General features: G+C 68.2%; 9 protein-coding genes and 2 pseudogenes. 5 read left to right on the top strand and 6 right to left on the bottom strand.

The window, feature by feature from the left end; all coding sequences use genetic code 11:
• Window positions 1-713, bottom strand: a pseudogene (locus x551_RS13295) (transposase); the annotation flags it as partial.
• Between the two features lie 260 nt (window positions 714-973).
• Between x551_RS13295 and x551_RS13290 the strand changes: the two are divergent.
• Complete coding sequence (locus tag x551_RS13290) at window positions 974-1,306, top strand: L-histidine N(alpha)-methyltransferase (RefSeq protein WP_081771323.1); 333 nt, start codon at window positions 974-976, stop codon at window positions 1,304-1,306.
• 9 nt (window positions 1,307-1,315) lie between these two features.
• Here x551_RS13290 and senA read toward each other — a convergent pair whose 3' ends face one another.
• Window positions 1,316-2,536 carry a selenoneine synthase SenA gene (senA, locus tag x551_RS13285; RefSeq protein WP_036234243.1) on the bottom strand — a complete coding sequence of 407 codons (1,221 nt, stop codon included), beginning with the start codon at window positions 2,534-2,536 and terminating at the stop codon, window positions 1,316-1,318.
• A gap of 308 nt (window positions 2,537-2,844) precedes the next feature.
• Between senA and x551_RS13280 the strand changes: the two genes are divergently transcribed.
• Both x551_RS13280 and selD read left to right on the top strand, forming a co-directional pair.
• On the top strand, window positions 2,845-3,519 hold the full coding sequence (locus tag x551_RS13280) for a glycosyltransferase (protein WP_310732262.1): 675 nt from the start codon (window positions 2,845-2,847) through the stop codon (window positions 3,517-3,519).
• Window positions 3,516-4,589 (top strand): selenide, water dikinase SelD, encoded by a 1,074-nt coding sequence (gene selD, locus x551_RS13275; protein WP_036234240.1) that lies wholly within the window; start codon window positions 3,516-3,518, stop codon window positions 4,587-4,589. Before x551_RS13280 ends, selD begins: the two co-directional genes overlap by 4 nt.
• A gap of 231 nt (window positions 4,590-4,820) precedes the next feature.
• On the opposite strand, the pseudogene x551_RS13270 reads toward selD, so the two are convergent.
• Both x551_RS13270 and x551_RS13265 read right to left on the bottom strand, forming a co-directional pair.
• Window positions 4,821-5,893: pseudogene (locus x551_RS13270) on the bottom strand (flavodoxin family protein).
• Window positions 5,894-6,555: 662 nt separating this feature from the next.
• A complete protein-coding gene (locus x551_RS13265; protein WP_036234237.1) occupies window positions 6,556-7,494 on the bottom strand; it encodes a site-specific integrase in 939 nt (312 codons plus the stop codon).
• Between the two features lie 326 nt (window positions 7,495-7,820).
• On the opposite strand from x551_RS13265, the gene x551_RS13260 reads away from it, so the two are divergent.
• On the top strand, window positions 7,821-8,768 hold the full coding sequence (locus x551_RS13260; RefSeq protein ID WP_051495832.1) for an HTH-type transcriptional regulator ArgP: 948 nt from the start codon (window positions 7,821-7,823) through the stop codon (window positions 8,766-8,768).
• Here x551_RS13260 and x551_RS13255 read toward each other — a convergent pair.
• Together x551_RS13255 and x551_RS13250 are read right to left on the bottom strand one after the other, a co-directional pair.
• Complete coding sequence (locus tag x551_RS13255) at window positions 8,739-10,007, bottom strand: hypothetical protein (protein WP_051495831.1); 1,269 nt, start codon at window positions 10,005-10,007, stop codon at window positions 8,739-8,741. The genes x551_RS13260 and x551_RS13255 overlap by 30 nt on opposite strands.
• Window positions 10,004-10,993 carry a fatty acid desaturase gene (locus x551_RS13250; RefSeq protein WP_231497725.1) on the bottom strand — a complete coding sequence of 330 codons (990 nt, stop codon included), beginning with the start codon at window positions 10,991-10,993 and terminating at the stop codon, window positions 10,004-10,006. The genes x551_RS13255 and x551_RS13250 overlap by 4 nt, the downstream gene beginning before the upstream one ends.
• Before the next feature lie 202 nt (window positions 10,994-11,195).
• Here x551_RS13250 and x551_RS13245 point away from each other — a divergent pair.
• The coding region (locus x551_RS13245) for an ACT domain-containing protein (RefSeq protein ID WP_036234232.1) at window positions 11,196-11,614 on the top strand (419 nt) is incomplete at its 3' end.

Raw genomic sequence — 11,614 nt, 5'->3', positions numbered from 1 at the left:
CAGCCCAGGCGAAGGGCGCGGCTGCGGAACTCAGCCGCGTTGTCCAGGTGCAGCCGCTGCGGCAGGCCGGCCATCGGCCAGTCGATCTGCAGCCCCAGGTGAGCCAGCCAGGCCGCCTTGGGCTGGACGATGCGGCTGACCAGGAGGGCCACGGTGCCAGCACCGGGCCGCTCCATGCCGATGAAGAAGGCCGGGACCGTGCGCGTGGCCAGATCGATGGCCACCGACAGCCAGGGGCGGCCGATGACCTTGCGGGTGAAGCGGTCGACGATGAGGACGTCGGCCTGGGGGTGGTCGATCTGCACGATCTCCAACGGCCAGTCCGCTCCGAAACTGCCGGGCGCGATTGCAGCGCCCGGGAGAGAGGCCAGATGCTGGAGTTCCTGGCCGCGGTGCGAACGCAGCCTGCGCGCCACCGTGTTGCGTGACGGCGCCACAAGACCATGTTCCGTGCAGCGCCGGCGAACCTCGTTGAGGGCGTCCAGCACGGGGTGTGCGAGCTCGCGCTGCCGCGGGACCCACTGGTCGACGACCGACGAGACGATCGCCTCGACCGGAGGCGCCAGCCGCCAGGGTTCGCCGCGGCGGCCTCCCGCGTCCGGTACCAGCGCAGACGTTCTCGGATCCGCCAGAAATCGAGCACGAAGGCGATAGACCGTGGTCCAGTGGACACCCAGCAGTTGGCCCGCGCGCTCGGCCTGCTCGCGTCTCATGGGACCTCGGCCTAACGGCCTCAGCACGCGAGCGATCTGGACTTCACGTTCGCCGATCTCACGGGGCGACTGCATCCGTTCACCTCACAAATGCGCCAGTAGCATGCTTCATGGACGCGCCAGATGCAATAGCAAGGTTCGTGGACTCGGTGTCGCGTGTTGTGGTCAACTCGCGACAGACAGCGAGAGGGGTTTAGAACCCGAATTTCCTTGTTGAATCAATACCTTAGCCGCAAGTCTCGCTAGCGCGGTTCGTGGACATGGCTAGTGGGGTTCGTGGATCTCAACACCTGCTGCGCCGTCTGAACCGGCTGGTCGGCGCCGACTTCGAACTGCGTCAATGGCGTCACGTGGCGTTGTTCAATCGGGCCGACTCGTGCATCGAGATGCACCTCGAATCTCGGATCGCACAGACCGTGCACTGGCTCGGCGGCGAACGGACTTTCGCTGCCGGCGAGCGCATCCACACCGAGAACTCCTACAAGTGGACGCTGGATGCCTTTGGCGCACTGTTGCGCGAGGCCGGCTTCCGCGAGCCGCGGCACTGGACCGACGAACGCGGCTGGTTTGCGTTGTTCCTAGCCGCGGCTTGACCTGTGCCGTCACACGGCGCAGCTACGAAAGCCTGCTGGCACGTCGTTTCGGTGGGCCTGAAAGAAGTTGCGGTACTTCTGGTGGCGCATGCGCGATTGCGTGCAGTGCGAGGCCCCCTTGAGCACCGGCCGGCCGTCGAACCACGGCGCCGAGTAGTCACGGTACGGATGCGGCTCGAAGCCCGGCAACGGCTCGAACGGGCTGGCCGTCCACTCCCACACGTCGCCCCAACCGAAAGCGGGCTCGGCGGTACAGGCCGCGCACTCCCACTCGGCTTCAGTGGGCAGGCGTCGGCCAGCCCAGCGGCACCACGCCTCGGCCTCGTGCAATGTCAGGTGGGAGGCCGCTTCGCGCGGGTCGAGTACGGCCCAGCGTCCGCCCCGCCAGCATTGCCATCCGTCCTTACCGCGTCGAAGGTACCGTGGCAGGGCGTTCGCCTGGGCAGCGCGCCAGCGCGCACCGGCCTCGGACCACCATTGCGGCTGGTCGTAGCCGCCGGCCTCCACGAATGCCAGGTATTCGGCCCAGCGCACGGCCTGGGCGTCGATGGCGAAGGGCGTCAACTCGACGTCGCGACCCACCAGTTCGTTGTCGAACACGAAACCTCGTCCGGCATCGGCTCCGAGCCGCCAGCGTTGGGCCTCCAGCCGCAGCGCAGCGCCGGGATCGGGGAGCCCTCTCGCCTGCCAGCGCTCGTCGTCGACGGCGATGCCCAGTCCGCGCGCCATGTAGAGCGCCGCCTCGTGGTGCATGTCCTCGTGCAGCAAGGCGAGACGGAAGAAGTACAGCGCGTCGTCGCTGTGTTCAGCCTGCTGCAGCAACGCCAGGGTCTGCTCCAGTTGAGCTGCGAGGTCGGCTCGCGTGGCCTCGGCGTCCGGCAGCGCGAGCTGCCACCGGCTGTCGTGCGCGACACGGCTCGAGTTGTAGAGCGCGTCCGCGTCGGCGCGCAGAGGCTCTCGACGAGGCACTTCAGGGTCCGCGCGCGCGCCGGCATCCAGCGCGGGGTTTCGCGCGATCCAGTACTCCTGGAACCAGCCGATGTGGCCCAGCTCCCACAGCGGCGGATTGAGTTCGGGCCGCAGCGGCACACGCAGGTCCGGCAAGGCCTGCAGGTAGCGGGCGAAGGTGACCAGCGTGTCGGCACGGCTGGAGCGCAGCAAATCCGCCAGCACCTCGGGCGAGCTCTGCCGGGCGGCCTGCGCGGCTAGCGTTAGGCTTGCATCGTGCATCGAGAGACCCTCGTCATCGTGACGCCCGCGCTGGCATCGGCCAACAACGGCAACTGGCAGACGGCGCGCCGCTGGGCGAGCATGTTGCGTCCAGCTTACCGCGTCCGTCTCACCGACCGGTGGGATGGCGGCGCCAGCCGCGATGAAGCGCTGATGATCGCGCTGCATGCGCGCCGTTCGGCGGGCTCGATCGCTGCCTGGCGGACCGCGCATCCCGAGCGACCGTTGATGCTGGTGCTGACCGGCACCGACCTGTACCGCGATATCGCCATCGATGACGAAGCGCGTCGCTCTCTCGATCGGCAGACGTGCTGGTGGTCCTCAACGAACTTGGCGCGTCGGGCTTGCCGGAGAGGCTGCGCGCAAAGGCCCGGGTGGTTCTGCAGTCGTGCGGCGAGCGGCGGCAGGTGCCGAAGTCACGTCGATACCTGCGCGCGCTGATGGTGGGCCACCTGCGCGACGAAAAGGACCCTCGGACTTGGTGGCGCACCGTGACCCGGCTGGCCGAGCGTGCGGACATGAGGTTCGATCACATCGGTGCGGCGCTGGACCCCTTTCTGGGTGCTGAGGCCGCGGCCCTGGCTCGCGAGGTGCCCGGTTTCCGCTGGCTCGGCGGACTGGCGCACGGCGCCGTGCGACGACACATCCAGTCCGCCCATGTGCTGGTGCACGCAAGCCGCATGGAAGGTGGCGCGCACGTGGTGATCGAGGCGATCCGCAGCGGCACACCCGTGCTGGCCTCACGCATCGACGGCAATGTGGGACTGCTGGGCAGCGAATACCCAGGGTACTTTGCGCCCGGTGACGACGCGGGGCTGGCGGCCCTGCTCGAGCGCGCCCGCGACGATGCCGATATGCTGCCGAGACTGATGGCTCACCAGACTCTACGCGCGCCCTTGTTTGCGCCTGAGGCAGAGCGGGTCGCGCTGCATCAAATCGTCGGCGGGCTGCTGTCCCGCCGCACCGCCGGATCTCAACCATGAACGCATCTGCCTGCCCCGCTCCCGCCGCCGAACCGCGGTTGACCTCGCTGTCGCACGGGGGCGGGTGCGGCTGCAAGATCGCTCCGGGCGTGTTGTCCGAGATCCTGAAGGGCACCGCGGCATTGCCCGTGCCGAAGGAGCTGCTGGTGGGCATCGAGACGGCCGACGATGCCGCGGTCTATCAGCTCAACGACGAGCAGGCGCTCATTGCCACCACTGACTTCTTCATGCCCATCGTCGACGACCCCTTCGACTTCGGGCGCATCGCCGCCACCAATGCCATCAGCGACGTCTACGCGATGGGCGGCCGGCCCATCCTGGCGCTGGCGCTGGTCGGCATGCCGATCAACGTGCTCTCGACGCAGACCATCGGCTGTGTGCTCGAAGGCGGTGCCGCGGTCTGCCGCACTGCCGGCATCCCGATCGCGGGCGGCCACACGATCGACTCGGTGGAGGCCATCTATGGCCTGGTGGCCCTGGGCCTTGTGCACCCGAAGCGGGTCAAGCGCAACGCCGACGCACAGCCCGGCGACCTGTTGGTGCTGGGCAAGCCGCTCGGCGTGGGCGTGATGAGCGCGGCCTTGAAGAAGGAACAACTGGGTGCGGCCGGCTACGCGCAGATGATCGCCAACACGACCAAGCTGAACACGCCGGGACCGGACCTGGCCGCACTCCCCGGCGTCCACGCGCTGACCGACGTCACCGGTTTCGGCCTCGCTGGGCACGCGCTGGAACTGGCTCGCGGCGCGCGCTGCGGTGTGCGGATCGACTGGTCGGCGGTGCCCCTGCTGGAGGGCGTGCGAGGGCTGGCTGGTCAAGGTTTCATCACCGGTGCCTCGGGCCGCAACTGGGCCGGCTACGGCGCCGACGTGGACCTGCCAGCCGGCTTCACTGCCGAGGATCGCGCCCTGCTGACCGATCCGCAGACCAGCGGGGGGCTGCTGGTGTCTTGCACGCCGGCGGCAGTCGACGAGGTGATGACCGTTTTCCGACGTCACGGGTTTGAGGCCGCGGCCGTAGTCGGAAAGGTGATGGCCACGAGTTCGTCACCGCGCCTGCACCTGAGCTGATAGTCCCCTGCCCGGTGCGTGAGGCGCTGCGTCAATTTCGACTGACTGGCAGCATCCTGTGGCAGCTGCGGCGCGCGAGCCTGTTCCATAGCACACGGGATCGACGCCGGCGCTGCCCGTCGATTCCGCATCCGGCTCTTGAGGGCACCGACGAGGCACCGAGCTGATGCCTCCTGCCCGCGGGCTGACTTGCGGTCCTTCGCTACCCGGGCCTACCTGGGGCCTGCACCTTCACTTGGGCCGCGGCTGCTGCAGGCCCCGATCGCCCTGCAGCAGCCGGCCCTCGCGCAGCAGCGTCACCGCCTGCGCCAACGCCTGCGCGGCGTTGCGCACCTCCTCCTGCATCGCGCCGTCCCGGTCCAGCGCCTCGTGGCTGGTCGCATAGGGTTCGTAGTAGCCGATGAATCGGTCGAACCGCGCCATCGGACCGGCGTCGATCAGGCCCATCCAGTCCAGCCAGTCGCACAGCGCGCGGCGCGTTCCCTCGATGCCGGCCACGTCGCCGTGCACCACGACGCCGTACGCCCGGCCAGCGAGGTGCTTCGGATACGCCCAGCCCTCGAGCTCGATCTGCTTGGCCTTCTGCGGGTCTTTGCCGCCGGTGCGGGTCGGGTCGGGATTGCCGCCATCGGCGCAGACCAGGCGGTCCATCATCAGCTTCATCGGGCTCGACGCCTGGTACCAGTGCACCGGCGTGAGCAGCAGCACGCCGTGGGCGGACACCCAGCGCTCGTAGATCTCGGCCATCCAGTCGTTGGTCTGGCCCAGGGCGTGGTTGGGATAGCAACTGCATGGCCAGTGGCACAGCGGCATAGCGGTCGATACGCAGGCCTTGCACGGATGGATGTGGCGCGCGTAGTCGGACGCGAGCGGCTCAGGTCGAGCAGGTCGACCTCGAGGCCCTGCGCCGCCAGGGTCTCGCGGGCGACGTGCGCCAGTCGCCAGGTCTTCGAGATCTCGCCAGGGCAGGTGCCGTCGTTGCGGGGGGAGGCGTTGACCAGCAGCACACGCGACGCGGTAGCGCCGGCGGCCCAGCGTTGCTGCGCCTCCTGCAGCCGGCGGTGCGTCTCCAGCCACTCCTGCGACAGGTCGAACTGCGGATCGGCGAAGGCGGGACCGGCCTTCACCGTGCGCGGTGACTTGCGCCCGCCGTCGTAGGCCTCCCAGGCGATCTGCTCCAGGCGTTCGAGCGCCTGGCGCTCGGCATCGAATCCGGGATCGACGAAGCGCTGCCGGAAACGCTCGCCGAACGCGTCGCGCGACAGCGTGTCGGGCGCTTGGCCCTTGCGGGGTCTCGGGGTCATCGTGGGCCGGGACTCGAGCCGGGGTCCCCTCTTCGCCACCGCCACTTGGTCGGTCCGTCACGACCGCACCTCGCGCGGAGCGGAAGAGGTCCGTCGCCAATGAAGAGGCCGCCCTCGAGGGCCAAACCTGCTGCTCCGAACGTGCCCCAGTGGTCGCCTGGCACTCTGGAGCGGCAGGCGCCGAACGCGAACCGAGCTTCAAAGGCCGTTGCGATGTCAATCATGTCCGCGATCCCGTTACTGGCTGCGGCAATTGCGATGCCCGCTATGCCTTGATGCCCTGCTAGCGCACCAATCTCCGTTGCGCCTGGCCATAAGCAGCGGACGATGGCCGTGGCTGTGGGCCCTTCAGCCGGACCGCGGTCCCAGGCGGTCCGGTTGTCTCGCCTTATCCCGGGTCGAGTGACGCATGCTCGAGTTTCTGACTGGCGGCTCGTTCATGCACTTGCATCGGTGCCCGTCCCTGGCGGGAACACTTGTTGGGAGCGGATTGAAAGCTCGTCCCTGTTTTATCTTCGCCAAACGACGTCCTGATAAGAACACTTCTCAGGACGTCAGTTGGTGACGCGAGTCGTCTCGCTGGTGTAGCGGAAGTGCGCGACGAAGGCCTTCATCCCGCACCCACGGCAAACAACTTGACCACGGCCGTAGCGCACGGGCCCTCAGACCAGTTCCTGTACCAGGCTTGTCATGCTCGGTCTGGTCCGTGGGAACTGCTCGCGCACCGCGCTGCGTTCGCTGATGCCGAGCACCAGACCGACCTGCTCCTCGTCAGCGCCACGGTCATACAGGCGAGCAACCACCGTGCGTCGGATCGACAGCGGTGTCGCCCACTCCAGTTCCGCGTAGCGGAACAGCTTGCGGTAGGTCTCGAGGATCGGGCGGCAGAGGCAGCGCCGCCGACCCTCGGCGCCGTACTGCGTGATGCGGAAGCCCTCGCCCGTCGCACTCAGGAACAACGGGCTGTCCGGATCGAGACCGCGGTAGGCATTGGAGTCGCCCGCGCCGTGGCTCCGAGCCACTCGCTCTGCGAGGTAGGCAGCCAGTGCGTCGTCCAGCTTTCGGCTGGCGAAGTAGAGCGGCCTCGACTTGCCGGAGATGCTCGCGGTCGCCGGCAGTTCCGATTCTCGACGCACCGCGCCATCGGCCTGCAGGTAGTCGCCGACGCGCAGCCGCACGATTTCGAGGGGCCGCGCGCCGGTGACGAACAGCGTGTAGAACAAGGCCACGTCGCGCGCGGGCTGGGCGCTACGGCCGCGGATGCGCAACACCGCCCGGGTGATCTCGTCCGCGCTCACGACCCGATCCCCTTTCGGAGCGTGGCCCGCGACCGGCTCGAATCGTTCCAGGGCATGCAGGATGGCTTCGCGCCGCTCGCGCAGGCGCCGCACGAAAGCGGTGGCCCCGTCGTTCATGCCTTCGATGCCCACTTCCCTGCACAGGCGGATCGCGACCGCCTTGACGCGCCTCTCGACGGCGGTGCGTGTGATGCCGAAATCCGCGGCCACCGAATCGTAGGTGCGGCCGTCGATCACCGCACGCAGCATGGCCACCGCCTGTATCGCGGCGCCCCCCGTGGAACCTGGTTCATCGTCTTCCATGGCATGCCCTCCGACTGCTGTCGAACATGTCCATCGTTCCCAAGAGATTCCTGCGCCGACAGCCAAAACCACGCGGCCCGGCCAGAGGTATCGGCACTGGCTCATTCAACGGCGACCGCTGTCCATCGATCTCCAATGGCAAGCAATTAGCGGTTTAGTTACTGGGTGAAACCCGAGCGCGCACGTCGCGCCGTTTCCTGCGCCAATATCAACGAGCCACTCCTTGGGAACGTCGGTATCGAAATGCTAGGTTGAACGCGTCGCGGCCGATCGGCGTTTAGGGAGTTTCGTCGGCACGCAGAAACGCTGAACAGGGGGCAAGAAGAATGCTCGATCGCGATCAGCTGGAAACCTTCGCGACGGTGGCCGAGGCGCAGAGCTTCGAACGCGCCGCGGCATTGCTCAACATCACGCGCGGCGCGGTGTCACAGCGCATCAAGGCCCTCGAGGAGTCGTTGACGACGGTGCTGCTGGTTCGCGAGAAGCCCGTCGTGCCGACTGCCGCAGGCGAGGTCCTGCTGCGCCACGTCAAGGCACTGCGCCTGCTCGAAGGCGCGACGCTGAACGAACTGAAACCCCAGGCCGGCCCGCATGTGCCCGTGCCGCTGGCCATCGCGGTCAATGCCGACTCGCTCGCGACCTGGTTTCCGCGCGCCTTGTGGGAACTGCTGCTGCGCCGGCAGGTAGCGCTGGAGATCGTCACCGACGACCAGGACCACACGTCGGGGCGCCTTGCACGTGGCGAGGTCATCGGCTGCGTCTCGACCGACGACAAACCTGCGGGCGGCTTCCTGGCCGAGTGCCTGGGCGCGATGGAGTACCGCTGCTACGCCACGCCGGCCTTTGCGGCGGAATACTTTCCGAACGGACTGAACGTTCAGGCGGTGCTCGTCGCGCCGGCGATCCTGTTCAATCGGAAGGATTCACTGCACGACGACTTCCTGAAGCGGCGCTTCGGCTTCGCCGTGGAGCGCTACCCGCGCCACTACCTGCCCTCGCCGATGATCCTGATGGAGGGTGTTGCCGCCGGGATCGGCTATGGGTTGGTGCCGAGCCTGCAGGCCGCCGCGGCAGCCGGGCGCGGCGAACTCGTCGACCTCGCGCCCGATGAACCGGTGCTCGTCAACCTGCACTGGCATCACTGGGAACTGGAGCCACCTCTTTCGCGCGATATCACGAACCTGGTCGTCGGCCATGCACACGCCCAACTGCTGCCGCGCGCGGCGCAGGAGCCGCCTGCAGCTTCAGCGCCGAAGGCCACCGATGCCGAATGACCTGGACCCACCCATCGCGCAGATCAGGCCCACGATGGCCGACACACCGAGTCCTCCGATCAGCGACACCGTGTCGGCGTCGCCCTTGATCCAGCCCGTCCATCCTGCCAGGTAGACAGCACCCGACGCGGCCAATCCAGATCCCATCACGAGGCCTGCCTGGCCCGCTGGAAGGGTCGCTCCGCGCAACAGCAGCACGAAGAGCCAACCGACGCTGGCGAGGTAGACCACGTTCACCGACGCCATGGTCTCGACGATGCCCTGCCCGCGCGCGGCCAGCAGGCCGCCGGCGGCGAGCGCGGCCATTGACCAGCCCACGTGGTTCGTATCGCGCGCGCCGGGCGCCGCGGCCGCCATCGCGCTGGCCATGGCACGCACGATCGCGGCGCCCGAACCCAGTGCCGCCGTCGACAGCGCGGCAAGCAGCAGCGCTGCCGATCCGGGCCACAGCCCATCCGCCGCGCGCCCCAGTGCAAACGGGATCGCTTGTTTCGCGTCCGTCAGCCCGTCCAGTTCGCCCCAGCCACGCAGCGCCAGCACCAGGGCCGGCGGCAGGAAGGCGACGGCGATCAGGACCACGCCCGCCAGTGCGCAGCCCGCGGCGGCAACCAGCGGACGGTGCGCGGCCAGCACGAACTGGTGGTAGTCCGCGCCCAGGCACACGAGCAGCCCGACCGCCAGCACGATGGACACCAGCCGGGACGTGCTGAATCCTCCGAGGTCGCTCACGAACCGTGGCGCCGCCTGCGCGTAAAGCGCCAGGCCGCCCGCGTCAGCCAGCGCGTAAAGCAGCACCACCGCGCTCGCCAGCAGGCAGGCGGCGAACAGGCGCGATGCGACACGCAGGTCGAGCCGGGAGGCGCCGAGGATCAGCGCCAGCACCAGCGCCTGGGACAAGTACCCAGGCAGACCGATCACCCGCGCGATGGCGACGCCACCCGCGATCTGGGCCGCCAGCACGCCGCTCATCCAGACCAGGGACAGGAACGCGACGGCGCGCTGGATCGGCTGGCCGAAGGCTTGCCCGAACAGTTCCCAGACCGGTACGCCGAGCTTCCACAACCTGCCCGCGAAGGTCGCAAGCGCCAGCATGCCCAGCGCTGTCGCAACACCGTACAGACCGCCCGCCATGCCGTGCGACAGCGCCATCTCGCCCGACCCGAACAGGAAGCCGATGCCATAGCTCGCCGACACCAGCAACGCCGCTACTTGCAGCGTGCCGAGCACCCGCGTCGTCATGATCTGGCCTCCCTCTCCCAGGCTCGGACGACCGCGGTAGGCCCGTCGAAGTACGCGTCACAGACCGTCCCATGCTCCCGGTACGCGGGCAGGCGCCGGAAGAGCGCATGCGCTCGCGGCAGGTGGTAGTAGGGAACAGCCGGCAGCAGGTGATGGCTCAGGTGATAGCCGTTGTTGCGTGGGTGGATCAGCCAGCGCGCAGGGCCGCGCACGGCCATGTCGCGTGTGAAGCTCAGGATGCCGCCCGGCCGCAGGCCGAAGTGGTCGCACATCTCGCGCAGTGTCGTGATCAGGTGGAAGACCGTTGCCCGCGCCAGCAGCCACAACCCGACGAACGTCAGCGTGAACTGCGCGCCCGCGAACTCGACCAGCAGCGCAAGCGCCCCAAACCACCAGGCCGCGATTCCCACCCGGCCCGACCATGACACGCCCACGGCCCCGAGGTGCCCGAAGAAGTTGCCCCACCAGGCCCGCAGCGAGAAGACTTGGCGCAGATAGCTCGACAGCCAATGGCGGGGCAGCGCTTCCGGCGGATCGATCAGGTCGGGATCACCACCTGCGGCGCCGAGCTGCATGTGGTGCTTGAAGTGGTCCGCTCGATAGCTCTCGAGCGACGCGAACACCAAAGGCGCGACGAGCAGCCCCGCGACGGCATCGTTCACGCGCAGCGTTCGGCAGAGGTTGCGATGACCGGCATCGTGCAGGATGTTGCCCAGGGCGCGCTGCCGGTTCGCAACGACGAGCAGCGCCAGCGGCAGCATCTCGAGCCCGATCCACACTACCGCCGCCGTCGCGGCCAGGATGGCGGCCCAATCGAAGGCAATGTCGCCGACGGGCCGCGCCCAGTTCAGCCGCAGCAGCTCGCGGTGCGCGCCGCCGTCGCGCTGCAACTGCGCGCGCAGTTCCGACTGGTCCCCGAGGACTTCCGAATGCGTCAACATGTCCGGAAACTCCTTCCCCGGGCGGTAACGCATCGCGCGCCCCACCGGCTTCACACCAGTGGAAACGCCTCTGCAAAGGCCCGGGTATCGACGCTAGCAGCGCACTACGGCGCGCGGAGGACGTTTAGCAACTTTGGCCCTCGGTGAGCTTCGCTAAACCGCGACGGCGAATCGCGAGAAGCCTGGTCGAGTCCTCATAATCAGTTACAGAAACCAGCCTTCCCACACACGCAAAGGAGAGCCCCGGATGAGTGGCGAACGCGACCTCGATACCCTGCGGCGCGAGATGGCCCCGCAGTTGCACCCCGAGACCTTCGTCTACTGCAGTTTTCCGGACTTCCGCATCCCACCTGGCCTGGAGCCGATCTGCACTTTTCGCGAGGCCGAGGGAGTCACCGCGATCGTCGAGAAAGCCCAGGCCGAAGACTCGGCCGTGCCCTATGTCTTCGAGTCGCACCTCATCACCCTCACGGTGCATTCGGCACTCGACGCCGTCGGTTTCATCGCGACGCTGACCGGCCGGCTGGCCGACGCCGACATCCCCTGCAACGTCGTCGCGGGTTACCACCACGATCACCTGTTCGTGCCGACGCGTCACTCGGAGCAGGCGCTGAAGGTGCTGGCGTCGATTTCGGCACCGCCGCGCCCCTCGGCGCGGCCCGCCGT

Source organism: Methylibium sp. T29 (assembly GCF_000576205.1).
GTDB lineage: Bacteria > Pseudomonadota > Gammaproteobacteria > Burkholderiales > Burkholderiaceae_C > Methylibium > Methylibium petroleiphilum.
Note: the sequence above shows the minus strand (reverse complement) of the source record. Positions and strands in the feature narration are given on the sequence as shown.